Annotated in this window: 1 protein-coding gene; it reads right to left on the reverse strand. The window is 67.2% G+C overall.

Annotated elements, in window-relative coordinates:
• Positions 1-55 precede the first annotated feature (55 nt).
• The coding region (locus tag AC27KI_RS25395; RefSeq protein WP_487116566.1) for an ABC transporter substrate-binding protein at positions 56-1,161 on the reverse strand (1,106 nt) is incomplete at its 5' end.

Below are 1,161 nucleotides of genomic sequence, written 5' to 3' on the forward strand. Positions count from 1 at the left end.
GCCGCGCTGGCGGCGTCCCCCTCCGGGGGGAAGGCGCGAAGCGACTCAGGGGGGGTTACTTCATGCCGCACTGGGCAGAGAACGCATCCCCATAGTTTTCCAGCACCGTCTTGATGGTCTTGTTGGTCACGCGGCCTTCGGCGTCCTTGCCGATGGTGCGCAGGTAGAAGTTCTGCACCGGGTAGTGGTTGTTGGCGTAGCGGAAGTTGCCGCGCACCGAAGGAAACTGCGCCTTGGCCAGCGCCTTGATCAATGCATCGCGGTCGGCCACCTTGCCGCCGACAGCCTTGACGGCCGCGTCCATGGCGGTGATCACGTCGAAGGCCTGCGCGGCGTAGATGGACGGGTAGCGCCCGCCGTACTCCTTGCGGAACGCGGCCACGAAGGCCTTGTTGGCCGGGTTGTCCAGGTCGTGCGCCCAGTGCGAGGTGTTGAACAGCCCCAGCATGGGTTCGCCCACGGCGCTGATGACGTCTTCGTCGGCCGAGAAGCCGCTGGTCACCAGCGTGATGTCCTTGGACAGGCCCGCGCCCACGAACTGCTTGATGAAGTTGATGCCCATGGCGCCGGGCAGGAAGAAGTACACGGCCTCGGGCTTGGCGGCGCGCAGTTGCGCCAGCTCGGTCGCGTAGTCGATCTGGCCGAGCTTGGTGTACATCTCGTCCACCACCGTGCCCTTGAACTTGCGCTTGAAGCCGTTGATCCCGTCCTTGCCGGCGGGGTAGTTGGGCGCGATCAGCACCATGCGCTTGAAGCCCCGGTCGGCCGCGAACTGGCCGGCGGCCTCGTGGTACTGGTCGTTTTGGTAGGCGGTGCCGAAGAAGTAGGGGTTGCACTGCGCGCCCGCCAGCTGGCTGGGGCCCGCGTTGTTCGACAGGTAGGGCACCTTGGCGGCGAACAGTGTGGGCGCCACGGCCAGCGCCACGTTGGAGGCGATGGGGCCGGTGAACAGGTCGATCTTCTCGCGTTGCACGAAGCGGTCCACCAGCTGCTTGGCCTGGTCGGGGCTGCCGGCCATGTCGGTCTGCACGAACTGCACGGGCTGGCCGCCCAGCTTGCCGCCCAGCTGCTTGATGCCCAGCGCGAAGCCGTCCCGCGCCTCGGCCCCCAGGGCGGCGAACGGGCCGGAGATGTCCAGCGCGATGCCCACCTTGATGGGGG

This window comes from Acidovorax sp. KPB24-03 (assembly GCF_057546605.1).